Here is a 12,259-nt window from a genome sequence, read left to right as displayed (position 1 = left end):
GTCGTGAGCGACCACACCGAGGCGGAGCCAAGTCCGTACGCGGACGTGGAGACGGCACTCCGCGAGGAGTTCGCCGGCATCCACTCCGCGATCACCGTAACGCGCTGCGTCGAAGCGGCGCACTACGGCGCGCTGGAGGTCACGGGCTACGCCCATCCGAGTCTCGTCGAGCGGATCGCGCGCAAGCACCTTCACGTCCTGGCTCTCGTGGCCAGCGAGCGTGGCTAAGCAAGATCAAAACTATCCCGTCAAGTTACCTTTACCCCGGCATTGGGGTGGGTAATGTAGAGAGCGGGTGGAGTAGGTAAGTGGTACGGAGGCGACAGTGCAGGTCAAAAAGGTCCTCACATACGGTGGTATGGCTTTTGTGGCGTACTACCTGTTCGCGCGACCAACCGATGCCGCTGACGCGGTCAGAGGGGTGTTCGACAACGTGATCAACGCGGCCGACTCACTGGCCCAATTTGTGAACAACCTCGCATGAGACTTGTGACCCACGGGGACTCTGCTCCGGCGTCGGTCAACCGCTACCTACTCCCCCACGAACAACAGGTCATCATGGTGCGGCGTCACCCAGCCGTGCTGCTTCGCCCGGTCGCCGAGGTCTTCGGCGGCCTGATCATCGCCGGGCTGCTCAGCAAGATTTTCGGCGGCGAGGGGAGCAGCACGGCTCTCGTCGTCGTCTGGTGGCTCTGGCTTCTGCTCTTGATCCGCTTTGTATGGAAAGTCGCGGAGTGGTCGGTCGACTACTTTGTGGTCACCTCAAAACGGATGTTGCTCACCACGGGCCTCATCACCCGCAAAGTCGCGATGATGCCGTTGGGCAAGGTCACCGACATGAGCTTCCAAAGATCTCTCCTTGGGCGCATGCTCGGTTACGGTGAGTTCATCCTTGAATCCGCTGGTCAGGATCAGGCACTGTCAACGGTCGAGTACATTCCGTATCCGGAGACTCTGTACCTCGAAGTGTGCCAGATGCTTTTCCCCAGCAAGGACGACAGCGACGATTAATCCTGCCGTGGGGAATTCTTCACGTGGGGATACCCGATTGCGCCACTTCATGCAATCATTGCGGAGTGTTGACCCTTCCCCGCCTTGAGAGATGAGATGCCGAGTCAGGGAACCATCGGTGACCGCGTCCGAGGACTGCGGCTAAACAGGCGGATGTCACAGGCCCAACTGGCCGGACCCGACCTGTCTGACAGTTATGTCTCGCTCATCGAGTCGGGCAAGCGGACTCCGACTCCGGTTGTAGCAAGACTCCTGGCCGAGCGCCTGGGGTGCACCACCGAGTTCCTCCTGCATGGGATCGAACCTCGGCAGCGCATCGATACCGAGCTCGGCCTGCGCCACGCTGAGCTGGAACTACAGCATGGTGACCCGGCCGTCGCGGCCGACCGCTTCACGGAGATCGTGAAAGCGGCCGACGAGGAGAACGCGCTGCTGACCGCGCACGCTCGCCTCGGCAGGGCCCGCGCCCTCGAAGCGCAGGGACGGCTCGGCCAGGCGGTCGAGGCGTTCGAGCGGCTGCGCAGGGAGGCGGCGGCCCATCCTGAGCGGCTGGCCGACCTGCCGCTCACCGTCGCGCTGAGCCGCTGCTACCAGCGGGCGGGCGACCGTCTGCGGGCTCGCGACCTGGCCGCGCACGCGCTGGAGCAGGCGGAGCGGCTGGCGGTCACGCAAGGCGAGATCGCCATCGATCTGGCCGCCGCGCTGGTAGAGGTGCGCAGCGGACGCGAGGGCGACTCTCCCGAGCTCGGCTTCGTCCGGCGGGTGCTCGACGCCAGCGGCGTGCCTGAGATTGTGGACCGTTCCGCTGAGATCCACGCCCTCTGGCAGGCCAGTGTGGCCGCGGCCGGTGGCGAGGACTCCGCGCTGGCCGTCCGCCTGGCCGACGACGCGATCATGGCCGGCCGACCGGCCAGGCTCACGCTGCAGCTGGCCCGCGTGGCCATGCACTGGGCCAGGATCGACTCCGCGCCGATCGCCGAGGCCGACCAGTGGGCCGAAGCGGCGACTCGCGTGTTCGCGAGCACCGCGGGCAGCACGCAGGAGCATGGCGAGAGCCTCATCGCGCACGCCAGGGTCAAGCTGCGGGCGCGAGACGCCGTGCGGGCGGGCGAGCTGGCCACCTCGGCGCTCGACCTGGTGCACGACGCCCCGGGCACGGCACCGGCCGAGGCCCACCTCGTGCTCGCCACCGTGGCGCTCGCCCTGGACGCCGACATGTCGAGACCGCTCGGCGAGGCTCGGCAGCTGCTCGAGACGCTCAACCGTCCGGTGTTCGGCTCTGACAGGCAGGCCGCACGCTGCTGGCGAGAACTGGGCGACCTTTACGGCAGCTCCGGGGACAAGGCCCAGCAGACCAGCGCCTATCGCAGGGCGTTGGAGGCCGCCGGAGTCCATTCCGCACTGGCAGGGGTGAAGATCGACGTTTCAGTGAACCGCTAGCCCTCCGGGAGCTCCAGATTTGGTTTTTGAGTCTGGAATAATTAGGGTCTACCAGTCATTGACTCATGGGATGACTGGCACCCCCGGAGGAGGCGGACTGTGAGTCTGCGTACGGCTCAGCGAGCTTCGCTCGTCGACCAGGTGATCGATCAGCTCAAGGAGCAGATCACCTCAGGGTTGTGGCAGATGAACGGCAAGATCCCAACTGAGACGGTGCTCGCTGAGCAGCTCGGAGTGGGACGCAACACCGTTCGCGAGGCCGTACGCGCGCTTACACACGCCGGGCTGCTGGAGTGCCGCCAGGGTGACGGGACCTATGTCCGCGCCACCAGCGAGCTCTCCGGCGCCATGCTGAGGCGCCTGCGCCAGGCCGAGCAGTTGGAGATTCTCGAGGTGCGCCGCGCACTGGAGGTCGAATCTGCTCGCCTGGCCGCCACCAGGCGCACCGACGAGGACATCCTGCGCATCGAGGCCGCTCTGGCCGAGCGCGACCGCGCCTGGGAGCTGGACGACCCGGAAGCCTTCGTCGAGGCCGACCTGGCCTTCCACATGTCCGTGGCGCACGCCACGCACAACCTCGTGCTGATCGACCTCTATGAGGACTTCTCGGCGGCACTGCGGGCCAGCATCACGGCCGCGGGCACGTCGCTGAACAAGAGCTACATCCCCCACGACGCCATCGCGCGCGCCATCTCCTCGGGCGACGCCACGGCCGCCGAGCGCGCCGGGCACGCCTGCATGGAGCACATTCTCATCGCGCTCACCGAAGGCGAATAACCCTCACCCGAGGCGCAGCGACATCACCAAGTAGCGGAAGCTGGGCTGCCCGTCACCAGGAACGTCCTGGATCAGGGCGGCCCTCGTCGGTGACTCCATGTTGAGGCGGGCCAGGTCGGTCTCTATGCCGGTCAGGCCGTCGAGGAGGAACTGCGACTGGAAGGCGATCTGGATGTCGTCGCCGCGCAGCTCGCACTCGACCACCTCGGAGCCGCGGCCGATGTCGCCGCCGCCGGCCTGGATGCGTACGTGCCCCTGGCTGAACGACAGCCGGATCGCGGTGTTGCGCTCGGCCACCAGCGCCACCCGCTTGATGGCGTTGACGAACGCCGTCACCGGGACGTCGGCCCTGATCGACCAGTCGGCGGTCAGCCTGGTGCGATAGTCGATGAACTGCTCGTCGAGCAGGCGGACCGTGGTGCTGCGGCCGACGCTCTCGAAGCCCGCCACGCCGTCGCCCAGCGCCACCGCCACCTCGCCGCCGCGCAGCGTCTTGGCCACGTCGACCAGCACGCGGGCGGGCACCATGGCGGACACCGCGACGTCAGGCGTGGCCGGGCGCCAGGTGAGGTCGCGGGCCGCGATGCGGTAGCGGTCGGTGGCCGCCATCGTGATCGACTCGCCCTCGATGTCGACCCTGATGCCGGTGAGCATCGGCAGCGTGTCGTCGCGGCTGGAGGCGGGCGCGACCTGGCCCACGGCCGAGGCGAAGACGCCGCCGCCGATGGCGCCGATGCTCGGCGGCATCGTGGGCATGGTCGGGAAGTCTTCGACGGGCATCGTGATCAGGCCGAACTCGGCGCTGCCACAGGTCAGGACCGCCTCCTGCCCCTCGGTGACGATCTCGACGTCCTCGGCGGGCAGGCTGCGGCTGATCTCCGCGAGCAGCCGGCCCGGGATGAGCACCTGGCCCTGCTCGGCCACGTCGGCCTCGATCCTGGCCTGGGCCGAGACGTCGTAGTCGTACGCGGACAGGCTCAGCTCCTCATCGGCCCCCAGCAGCAGGCCCGAGAGCACGGGCACCACAGGGCGGCTTGGCAGCACCCTGGCGGCCCATGCCACCGCGTCTGCCAGAACATCGCGGTTTACCCGGATTTTCACCTGACCCACCCTTTCGCGTTGCTGCCTCCTATGAAAGGTAGCCGGTGCCACCGACAATGCGGCTATCTGCTGTTGAGGTAGGCGAGCACCGCCAGGACCCGGCGATTGTCGTCGTCAGAAGGCGCCAGACCCAGCTTGGCGAAGATGCCGGCCGTGTGCTTGGCCACCGCGCTCTCGCTGAGGTAGAGCCGCTGGGAGATGGCGGCGTTGGAGCGCCCTTCGGCCATCGCCTCCAGCACCTCCCGCTCGCGTGGCGTGAGGGCGGCCAGCGGCTCGTTCCTGGCATTGCTGGCCAACAGCTTGGCGATCACGTCGGGGTCCATCGCGGTGCCGCCCTGGGCGACCCGGCGTACGGCGTCGATGAACTGCTCGGCGTTGAACACCCGGTCCTTGAGCAGGTAGCCGATCGCGCCGGACCCATCGGCGAGCAGCTCACGCGCGTACAGCTGCTCGACGTGCTGCGACAGCACCAGGATGGGCAGTCCGGGCACCTGCTGGCGGGCTGCCAGCGCGGCCTGCAGGCCCTCGTCGGTGAAGGTGGGCGGCAGCCGTACGTCCACGATCGAGACGTCCGGGCGCAGCTCGATCAGCCCCTTGAGCAGCTCGGGACCGCTCTCCACGGCGGCCACGACCGTGAAGCCGTGCGCCTGGAGCAGGTGGACCAGGCCGTCTCTGAGCAGGTAGAGGTCTTCGGCGACGAGAACGCGGTTCATCTGCTGAACCATAGACGGCGAGGTGTCGCCTCCGCCCACCAGCGATCCCTGTTGTGGCAGGCCGGGATCACGGTGGCGGTCAGGTACATGGCGCAACCGAGCGCGATCATGAACAGGATGACCGGCCACTGCCACGGCTCGGGCATGTACAACGCGAGGAACCAGGCCTTCTCCGGGATGCCGAAGACCTTGAAGATGCCCGCCACGATGCCCTGCGGGAACAGCGGGCACCAGGAGGTCAGCCAGAGCGTGACCACCACGGCGGCCTTCCAGCGCGGCAGCTTGGGCAGGCTGCCCGCCCAGTGGTTCGGCAGGACCTTGGGCATGCTCATGGTCACCGTGGTCGGCCCGCCGGGCGGGCTGTTCACCGCGAGCACCCCGTCGAAGGCGGCCAGCCGCCGCTCTATGCCCATGAGGCCGCTGCCCTTGCCGGGGTCGGCGCCGCCCATGCCGTCGTCGGTCACGGAGATCCGCAGGTCGGGGCCGTTGCCGCTGAGGTCGACGGTGGCCGTGGCGGCACCGCCGTGCCTGGCGGCGTTGGACAGCAGCTCACTGACCGCGAAGTAGGCGGCGGCCTCCACCGGCGGCTCCGGGCGGTGCGGCAGGTCGACGTCCACGTTCACCCGGAGCGGGCTGTCGATGGCCAGGGCGCGCACCGCGTCGGCGAGCCCGCGCTCGGCCAGCACCGGCGGGTGGATGCCGCGGATGACCGTACGCAGCTCGGTGAGCGTCTCCGAGGACGCCTCCTTGGCCTTGGACAGCAGCGCCTTGGCCGCGGCCGGGTCGGTGTCGACGAGCTGTTCGACGGCGCCGAGCGTCATGCCGATCGCCACCAGCCGCGCCTGCGTGCCGTCATGCAGGTCTCGCTCGATCCTGCGCATCTCCGCGGACTGGGTGTCGGCCGCCAGGTTGCGTACCCGCTGAAGGTGGCTGACCTGCCCCGCCAGGCGGCTCGCCGCGGTCGCGGACAGCACCAGCTCGCACCACATGCCGTAGACGCGCAGCCCGCGGTCGGGCAGCAGCAGGAGCAGGGGCAGCAGGCCCAGTTTGACCACCGGGTCCAGGACCAGCCAGACGCAGTCGCGCCAGGTCGCCGGGTCGGAGACCAGCCACTTCCACCGGTCGTTCCAGGCCGGCACCCGCGGCGACTTGTACAGCGTGCGGTGCGAGCGGTACATCCCGTCGGCCTGCCGCTGCGGGGGCGGCGGCTTGGGCAGGTACGGCGAGTCGATCCGGACTCCTAACCACTCCCCGGCCAGTCGTCTCCTGTGCTCCGCCACCTGCCTGGCCAGCCGCACCTGCAGCGGGAAGAGGGGGACCACGCCGAGGCCGAAGGTCAGGACGAGCAGGCCGAAGGAGACGACGGCAGTGGGCACCTCGACGAGGATCAGCGCCAGCAGGGCCGCGACCTGGCCGTACCTTCTCAGCATGCTCCCAGTGTGCGCGATCCGCGGCATCGCGCATATTGCACCTAGATACACCTTCGCCGGGTACCCAGCCCGATTCTCGGCGAGAGCCGGAATTCCTAGCGTCTAAGGCATGAAAGTCATCGAGGTCAGGAACCTCCACAAGCGGTACCCGAACCATGTGGCGGTGGACGACGTGTCGTTCGAGGTGTCGGAGGGCGAGATCTTCGGCATCCTCGGCCCGAACGGCGCCGGCAAGACCACGACCGTCGAGTGCGTCGCGGGGTTGCGCACTCCCGATCGAGGCACCGTACGCGTGACCGGGATCGACCCCCATCAGGACAGGGACGCGTTACGGCGGGTGCTCGGCGCGCAGCTGCAGAGTGCCGCGCTGCCCGACAAGATCAAGGTGTGGGAGGCGCTGGATCTCTACGCCTCCTTCTATCCGGATCCGGCCGACTGGTCCGAGCTGATCGAGCGCGTCGGGCTCGGCGGCAATCGGGAGGAGCGCTTCGCCAAGCTCTCCGGCGGTCAGCGGCAGCGCCTGTCCATCGCGCTGGCGTTGGTGGGCCGGCCGCGTGTCGCGGTGCTCGACGAGCTCACCACCGGCCTCGACCCGCAGGCCCGCAGGGACACCTGGCAGCTGGTCGAGCAGGTACGCGACTCCGGCGTGACGATCGTGCTCGTCACCCACTTCATGGAGGAGGCCGAGCGGCTCTGCGACCGCGTCGCGCTCATCGACGCGGGCCGGGTCGTCGCCACTGACACGCCCGCAGGGCTGATCGCCCAGGTGGGCGGGGCGCAGCGGCTGCGGTTCCGGCCGACCGCGCCCTTCTCCGACGACCTCCTGCTGGCCCTGCCCGAGGTGAGCGAGGTCGCCAGGACCGGCGAGCAGGTCGTGGTGACGGGCACCGGCGACCTGGCCACCTCCGTCATGCTGACGCTCGCCCGGCATGAGGTCGTACCCGCCGACCTGCGCATCGAGCAGGCCACGCTCGACGACGCGTTCCTCGCTCTGACCGGAAGGAAGCTGTCATGAGGAAGATCCTCTTCGTCGAGACCAAGCTGCATCTGCGGCAGTGGTCCACGATCGTCTTCACCCTCGGCCTGCCGCTCGCCCTGCTGCTGGTGCTCGGCGGCATCCCCGACCTGTCCAAGGCCGATCCGGCGCTGGACGGCCAGCGGATGATCGACACCCAGCTGCCGGCCCAGATGACCTTGCTCTCGGTGCTGACGCTCGCCTGCACGGTGCTGCCGGCCGTCCTGGTCACCTATCGCGAGCAGGGGGTGCTCAGGCGGATGTCGACGACGCCCGTTGCGCCGGGGCGGCTGCTGGCCGCCCAGCTCATCATCAACCTGGCCATCGGCACCGTGTCGGTCGTCCTCCTGGTGGTGGTCGGGAACCTGGTGCGCGGCGTCGCGATACCCAAGCAGCTCCCCGGTTTCGCGCTGGTCTTCCTGCTCGGCTCGGCCGCGCTGCTGGCTCTAGGGCTGGTGATCGCCTCGGTCGCGCCGTCGGGGAAGGCGGCGCCGGGGATCGGGTCGGTGGTGATGTTTCCGCTGATGTTCGTGTCGGGCATGTGGATCCCGCGTGAGTTCATGCCGGACGCGCTGCGGGCGGTGAGCGACTATTCGGTGGCGGGGCCGTTCGCCCAGGCGTTGCGCGACACCTGGGCGGGCCACGCGCCGCAGCCGCTGCACCTCGTCGTCATGGCGGTCGGCCTGCTGGTCTTCGGCGGGATCGCGATCCGGTTGTTCCGCTGGGAATGACGCTGGGTGTAGCGCTAGGACCAGATGGGGCGGGCGCCCGTGACGTTCAGCATCACCGAGTAGAGCGAGGACGAGGACGCGATGAAGAGCCTGTTGCGCTTGAGTCCGCCGAACACCAGGTTGGCGACATCGTCAGGCAGGCGGAGCCGGCCGATCAGCGTCCCGTCGGGGTCGTGGCAGAGCACCGCCTTGCCCGCCGCCGCCCACACCCGGCCCGTGTCGTCCAGGCGCATGCCGTCGAAGCGGTCGTCGTCGCCTCCCTGCGCGAAAACCTCGCCGCCCGAGAGCGTGCCGTTGTCGTGCACGTCGAGCACCCGTATGTGCCTGCGGCGGGTGTCGGCAATGAAGAGACGGGACTCCTCCAGCGAGAAGGCCAGGCCGTTGGGCCGGTCGAAGTCGTCGGCCACCCGGCTCACCTCGCCCGTCACCGGATCGACGCGGTAGACGTGACAGCCGTCGATCTCCGGCTCGGCCCGAAAGCCCTCGTAGTCGCTGTCGATGCCATAGGCGGGGTCGGTGAACCAGATGGAGCCGTCGGAGCGGACCACCGCGTCGTTCGGGCTGTTGAGCCGCTTGCCCTGCCACCGGTCGGCGATCACGGTGATGGAGCCGTCGGCCTCGGTACGGGTGACCCGGCGCAGACCCTGCTCGCACGAGATCAGACGGCCCTGGCGGTCGAGCGTGTTGCCGTTGACGTAGCCGGCGGGCTGCCGGAACGGGCCCACGGCGCCGGTCATCTCGTCCCAGCGCAGCATCCGGTCGTTGGGGATGTCGCTCCAGACCAGGAAGCGGCCCGCCGGGAAATAGACGGGCCCCTCGGCCCAGCGGGTGCCGAAGTAGAGGCGCTCGACCAGGTCGTCACCGCCGACCGTGGCGAAGCGCTCGTCCAGCACCTCTAGCTCCGTGGGGATGTGTCCATATGGTGTTTGGTGAAATGGCTGCATGGTCGAATAGCATACTGTCATGGACGAGATCGACAAGATGCTGATCGGCCTGCTTCAGGAAGACGCCACGCGGTCGTACGCGGTGCTCGGCAAGGCGGTCGGCCTGTCGGGCGGGGCGGCGCACGAGCGGGTGCGCAAGCTGCGCGAGCGTGGGGTGATCAAGCGCACCACGATCGAGGTGGACCCGGCCGCGCTCGGGCGCGAGGTGGTGGCGTACGTGCTGGTCGACGGCGGCGCCTGGATGGGGGACGCCGCCGCGCGGCTGGCCGCGATCGCGCCGGTCGAGGAGGCGCACGTCATCGCCGGTCCGGCCTCGGTGCTGCTCAAGGTCCGCACGGCCGACACGAGGGAGTTACAGCAGGTGCTGCGGCAGGTGTTCGAGGTGGACGGCGTGACCGGGACCCAGACGGTCGTCGTGCTGGAGACGTTCTTCGAGCGGCCCGTACACGTGGAATAGGGTGCTCAGGTGGCGATTTTTGCGCAGATCAGTGATACCCACATCGGTGGCTCCGACGAGAGCGTCGAGCGTACGCGGCAGGTCATGGAGCACCTGCGGACGTTGCGCCTCGACGCCGTCCTGGTCACGGGTGACATCGCCGACCACGCGTTGCCGGCGGAATACGCGATCGCGGAGGAGCTGCTCCGCGACGAGCGGCCGCTGGCCGTCTGTCCGGGCAACCATGACGCGGTGCCGGAGTTCGAGAAGCTGCTCGGCCCGGCCAACCAGGCGCTCAGGCTCGGCGACCTGACCATCGCCCTGGCCGATTCGAGCGTGCCCGGTCACCACCACGGCTACCTGGCCGACGAGACGCTGGCCTGGCTCGACGAGGTGCTGTCGGAGCGGCCCGGCGTCCCGGCGTTCGTGGGGATGCACCATCCGCCGATCGAGCTGGGCATCCCGTACGTCGACCAGATCCGGCTGCGCGAGCCGGAACGGCTGGCGGACCTGCTATCACGGCACCCGAACGTGGCCGGGGTGCTGACCGGCCACGCGCACACCGCCGTGTCGGCCCGGTTCGCCGGACTGCCGCTCGTCGTCGCGCCCGGCGTCATCTCCACCTGCCTGACCGGCGCGGAGACCGAGGCCGAGATCCCCGTCTCGTACGACCTGCCGCCCGCGTACGCGCTGCACATCTTCGACGGCCGGCAGCTGGTCACCCACTTCCGGCCGGTAATCCTCAAGTAATATTGAGGTTATGACCAAGGTGGCGTGGAACTCCAAGGAGCTGACGGTCGGCCAGCTCGCCGAGCGCAGCGGCGTGGCCGTGTCCGCGCTGCACTTCTACGAGGCCAAGGGGCTCATCGGGAGCCGCCGAACCGCGGGCAACCAGCGGCGCTACACCCGTGACACGCTGCGCCGGGTCGCGTTCGTCCGGCTGTCGCAGCGGCTGGGCATCCCGCTGCGGACCATCAAGGACGCCCTGGGCGAGCTGCCCGAGGAGCGCACGCCCACCCGTGATGACTGGGCGCGGCTGTCGGCGGCCTGGCGCAGCGAGCTCGACGACCGGATCGAGCAGCTGCAGCGGCTCCGCGACGACCTCACCGAGTGCATCGGGTGCGGGTGCCTGTCGCTCGACCGGTGCGCGCTGGCCAACCCGCACGACCGGCTGGGCAACGAGGGACCGGGCGCGAGGCGCATCGACACCCGGCTCACCTCGGCCAAGGAGAGCTGCTCGGCCCCACAGGCCGCCTGCTAGCGCACCGATCAGTGCTTGGCCGGCGGGACGATCAGGGTCGGCCGGTGGGCGTGGTGCAGCACGTGGTTGGAGACGCTGCCCAGGAGCACGGAGCGCACGCCGGCCAGTCCTCGCGACCCCGTGACGACCAGCGACGCGTCGACCTCGTCCGCCACGTCCACGATCGTCCGCCAGATCGACTCTCTGTCGGCCACCGCCCGATACGTCACATCCGCGAGCCCGGCGGCGATCGCCAGCTCGGCCCCCTCCTTGGCGTACTGCTCGGCCTGGACCCGCCACTCCTCACTGGAGTCGGCGACCACGGCGGCACCGGCCAGCGGATACCTCTTGAGCTGCACGAGCAGCGGCTCCCACACGGTCACGATGAGCGTGGGCTCGGCGGCCAGGTGCTTGGCCGCGAACTCGATGGCGGCGCGCGAGTCGGCTGAGCCGTCGTAGGCGACGAGGATGGTCATGGCGTGCTCCCCTTCAGTTGAAGCTCACTCTCTCGTTGCAGCACTGGGACGATCAGCCGGGATTCCGGGAGCCGCTGTCTGTTGTGTCACAAAGCTGTTGTGTCGCAGCTGAAGAACCGGCGAGGATCGGTCTTCGTGACTCTCCCCCGCGTGCCACGCCTCGACATCGACGGCGTCCTGCGCGAGCTCGACGTCCCCCTCATCTATGAAGGCCCGTGCCCCGGCGGCCAGGTCGGCGCCGCGTACGTACGCTGGCCCGACGGCCACCGGTCGGTGCTCACCCGCGGACCCGATGTCGGCGCGCTGCTGGAGGTGGCCCGCGCGGCCGGGGTCCCGGCGCCCCGGTACGAGCTGGTGCGCCCGCCGGTCGTGGTGCAGGAGTTGCTGCCGGGCTCTCCCCCGCGCGAGCCCTCCCGGGTCACGATCGAGTCGATGCTCAACGTCAACCGGCGCTGCCGCGGCCTGCTGGCCGGCCGTAAGGACCTGCCCGGGTTCGCGCTCTTCCTGCGTACCGACGGGCCGGGCTTCTGCCTGCACGAGCCGCTGCGGACCTACGACAGCCGCACGCGGCGACTGCTCGACCAGGTCGAGGAGATCGGCGCCGCCCTACCGGAGCGGCTGGACGGCGACGACCTCGTCCACACCGACTTCCATCCCGAGAACGTGCTGGTCGACGCCTCGGGCACGGTCACCGGAGTGATCGACTGGGACGGCGCCACGCGGGGTGACGCGGACTTCGACCTCTTCACGCTGCGCTTCGACCTCACGCACCGGGCTCCGGAGCTCGCTCGGCTGCTCGACGGCATGGTGTCCGAGGAGGCGGAGCGGGCCTGCTGGGCGCACATGAGCCTGCGCATGGTCGACTGGGCGATCCGGCACTTCACCGCCACCGAGGTCACCGTCTGGCTCGACGTCGCCGAACGACTCAGGCCGCTCTGACCGGAA

General features: G+C 69.2%; 16 protein-coding genes. 11 read left to right on the top strand and 5 right to left on the bottom strand.

Translation table 11 applies throughout. The features are described 5' to 3' along the window. Positions 1–3: 3 nt before the first annotated feature. The 5 genes from AB0B61_RS51470 to AB0B61_RS51450 all read left to right on the top strand — a co-directional run bounded on the left by AB0B61_RS51470 (position 4) and on the right by AB0B61_RS51450 (position 3,228). Entirely contained in the window at positions 4–228 is a 225-nt protein-coding gene (locus AB0B61_RS51470) for a hypothetical protein (RefSeq protein WP_357655252.1), read from the top strand. Positions 229–325: 97 nt separating this feature from the next. Further along, positions 326–484, top strand: a complete 159-nt coding sequence (locus tag AB0B61_RS51465) for a hypothetical protein (RefSeq protein ID WP_225300975.1) — start codon at positions 326–328, stop codon at positions 482–484. After that, on the top strand, positions 481–1,011 hold the full coding sequence (locus AB0B61_RS51460; RefSeq protein ID WP_225300974.1) for a PH domain-containing protein: 531 nt from the start codon (positions 481–483) through the stop codon (positions 1,009–1,011). Before AB0B61_RS51465 ends, AB0B61_RS51460 begins: the two co-directional genes overlap by 4 nt. Before the next feature lie 96 nt (positions 1,012–1,107). Continuing rightward, positions 1,108–2,451, top strand: coding sequence for a helix-turn-helix transcriptional regulator (locus AB0B61_RS51455; protein ID WP_358448642.1), 1,344 nt, complete (start codon positions 1,108–1,110; stop codon positions 2,449–2,451). 99 nt (positions 2,452–2,550) lie between these two features. Further along, entirely contained in the window at positions 2,551–3,228 is a 678-nt protein-coding gene (locus tag AB0B61_RS51450) for a FadR/GntR family transcriptional regulator (protein WP_357655257.1), read from the top strand. A 3-nt stretch (positions 3,229–3,231) separates the two neighbouring features. Here the strand turns inward: AB0B61_RS51450 and dnaN are convergent, their stop codons facing one another. From dnaN to AB0B61_RS51435, 3 genes are all read right to left on the bottom strand, one after another. Then, positions 3,232–4,329, bottom strand: a complete 1,098-nt coding sequence (gene dnaN / locus AB0B61_RS51445) for a DNA polymerase III subunit beta (RefSeq protein ID WP_358448640.1) — start codon at positions 4,327–4,329, stop codon at positions 3,232–3,234. Positions 4,330–4,391: 62 nt separating this feature from the next. Then, positions 4,392–5,042: a response regulator transcription factor gene (locus AB0B61_RS51440; protein WP_225300970.1), complete on the bottom strand. Its 651-nt coding sequence runs from the start codon at positions 5,040–5,042 to the stop codon at positions 4,392–4,394. Beyond that, complete coding sequence (locus tag AB0B61_RS51435; RefSeq protein WP_358448638.1) at positions 5,039–6,472, bottom strand: histidine kinase; 1,434 nt, start codon at positions 6,470–6,472, stop codon at positions 5,039–5,041. Before AB0B61_RS51435 ends, AB0B61_RS51440 begins: the two co-directional genes overlap by 4 nt. A gap of 109 nt (positions 6,473–6,581) precedes the next feature. Here AB0B61_RS51435 and AB0B61_RS51430 point away from each other — a divergent pair, with 109 nt between their 5' ends. Both AB0B61_RS51430 and AB0B61_RS51425 read left to right on the top strand, forming a co-directional pair. Continuing rightward, positions 6,582–7,487, top strand: coding sequence for an ABC transporter ATP-binding protein (locus tag AB0B61_RS51430; protein ID WP_358448637.1), 906 nt, complete (start codon positions 6,582–6,584; stop codon positions 7,485–7,487). Continuing rightward, positions 7,484–8,218 carry an ABC transporter permease gene (locus tag AB0B61_RS51425; RefSeq protein WP_358448635.1) on the top strand — a complete coding sequence of 245 codons (735 nt, stop codon included), beginning with the start codon at positions 7,484–7,486 and terminating at the stop codon, positions 8,216–8,218. Before AB0B61_RS51430 ends, AB0B61_RS51425 begins: the two co-directional genes overlap by 4 nt. 14 nt (positions 8,219–8,232) lie before the next feature. On the opposite strand, the gene AB0B61_RS51420 is transcribed toward AB0B61_RS51425, so the two are convergent. Then, the gene (locus AB0B61_RS51420; protein WP_358448633.1) at positions 8,233–9,111 is read right to left on the bottom strand and encodes an SMP-30/gluconolactonase/LRE family protein; all 879 of its coding nucleotides are present in this window, start codon (positions 9,109–9,111) and stop codon (positions 8,233–8,235) included. A 70-nt stretch (positions 9,112–9,181) separates the two neighbouring features. Here AB0B61_RS51420 and AB0B61_RS51415 point away from each other — a divergent pair, with 70 nt between their 5' ends. From AB0B61_RS51415 to soxR, 3 genes are read left to right on the top strand one after another with little or no spacing between them, the layout of a single operon-like run. Continuing rightward, positions 9,182–9,619, top strand: coding sequence for an Lrp/AsnC family transcriptional regulator (locus AB0B61_RS51415; RefSeq protein WP_225300965.1), 438 nt, complete (start codon positions 9,182–9,184; stop codon positions 9,617–9,619). A gap of 9 nt (positions 9,620–9,628) precedes the next feature. Next, entirely contained in the window at positions 9,629–10,348 is a 720-nt protein-coding gene (locus AB0B61_RS51410) for a metallophosphoesterase (RefSeq protein ID WP_358448631.1), read from the top strand. A gap of 10 nt (positions 10,349–10,358) precedes the next feature. Continuing rightward, on the top strand, positions 10,359–10,859 hold the full coding sequence (gene soxR, locus AB0B61_RS51405; protein WP_358448629.1) for a redox-sensitive transcriptional activator SoxR: 501 nt from the start codon (positions 10,359–10,361) through the stop codon (positions 10,857–10,859). Positions 10,860–10,867: 8 nt separating this feature from the next. Here the strand turns inward: soxR and AB0B61_RS51400 are convergent, their stop codons facing one another. Then, entirely contained in the window at positions 10,868–11,314 is a 447-nt protein-coding gene (locus AB0B61_RS51400) for a universal stress protein (protein ID WP_358448627.1), read from the bottom strand. 135 nt (positions 11,315–11,449) lie between these two features. Here AB0B61_RS51400 and AB0B61_RS51395 point away from each other — a divergent pair, with 135 nt between their 5' ends. Continuing rightward, on the top strand, positions 11,450–12,253 hold the full coding sequence (locus tag AB0B61_RS51395; protein WP_358448625.1) for a phosphotransferase: 804 nt from the start codon (positions 11,450–11,452) through the stop codon (positions 12,251–12,253). Positions 12,254–12,259: the final 6 nt, after the last annotated feature.

The organism is Nonomuraea sp. NPDC049158 (genome assembly GCF_040648335.1).
Taxonomy (GTDB): Bacteria; Actinomycetota; Actinomycetes; order Streptosporangiales; family Streptosporangiaceae; genus Nonomuraea.
The sequence above is the reverse complement of the archived record's forward strand: the minus strand, read 5'-3'. Positions and strand labels throughout refer to the sequence as shown.

Excerpts from the sequence above, each read along its gene's own strand:
- AB0B61_RS51460 (WP_225300974.1), top strand. The coding sequence starts at position 481 with ATGAGACTTGTGACCCACGGGGACTCTGCTCCGGCGTCGGTCAACCGC.
- AB0B61_RS51455 (WP_358448642.1), top strand. The coding sequence starts at position 1,108 with ATGCCGAGTCAGGGAACCATCGGTGACCGCGTCCGAGGACTGCGGCTA.
- AB0B61_RS51440 (WP_225300970.1), bottom strand. The coding sequence starts at position 5,042 with ATGAACCGCGTTCTCGTCGCCGAAGACCTCTACCTGCTCAGAGACGGC.
- AB0B61_RS51435 (WP_358448638.1), bottom strand. The coding sequence starts at position 6,472 with ATGCTGAGAAGGTACGGCCAGGTCGCGGCCCTGCTGGCGCTGATCCTC.
- AB0B61_RS51430 (WP_358448637.1), top strand. The coding sequence starts at position 6,582 with ATGAAAGTCATCGAGGTCAGGAACCTCCACAAGCGGTACCCGAACCAT.
- AB0B61_RS51425 (WP_358448635.1), top strand. The coding sequence starts at position 7,484 with ATGAGGAAGATCCTCTTCGTCGAGACCAAGCTGCATCTGCGGCAGTGG.
- AB0B61_RS51415 (WP_225300965.1), top strand. The coding sequence starts at position 9,182 with ATGGACGAGATCGACAAGATGCTGATCGGCCTGCTTCAGGAAGACGCC.
- soxR (WP_358448629.1), top strand. The coding sequence starts at position 10,359 with ATGACCAAGGTGGCGTGGAACTCCAAGGAGCTGACGGTCGGCCAGCTC.
- AB0B61_RS51400 (WP_358448627.1), bottom strand. The coding sequence starts at position 11,314 with ATGACCATCCTCGTCGCCTACGACGGCTCAGCCGACTCGCGCGCCGCC.